Origin of the sequence: Chromohalobacter sp. HP20-39 (assembly GCF_033052815.1) — a bacterium.
In the GTDB taxonomy this organism is placed as follows: domain Bacteria; phylum Pseudomonadota; class Gammaproteobacteria; order Pseudomonadales; family Halomonadaceae; genus Chromohalobacter.
Map to the genome: position 1 here is coordinate 1 of NZ_JAWHTP010000733.1, position 268 is coordinate 268.

General features: G+C 74.6%; 1 protein-coding gene. It reads left to right on the plus strand.

The genetic code is table 11. The features are described 5' to 3' along the window. Positions 1 to 27: 27 nt before the first annotated feature. Positions 28 to 268 (plus strand): hypothetical protein (locus RVY79_RS19890; protein WP_317466298.1); only part of this gene is annotated, 241 nt, incomplete at its 3' end.

The window sequence follows — 268 nt, forward strand, 5'->3', positions numbered from 1 at the left end:
GCCAGCCCTTCCGCCCGAGTTGTCGTCATGCTGTTGCTGCGCCCCCTCCTCCTTGCTGCCGCGCTCGCGGCCCCGTTTGCGGTAACGGCCCAGAGCGCCGACACCGAGGCCCGGGTCATCGTGCGCTTCAAGCCGGCGGCGGACAGCGTGCGGGCCAAGGCCCTGGCGCTGCGTGCCACGCATGCGGAGGCGCGCGAGGTGGCTCAGACCCGTGCCACGGCCCTCGGCCTGCGTACCGGCCACCGGCTTGCCGCCGGCCTGAGCCTGG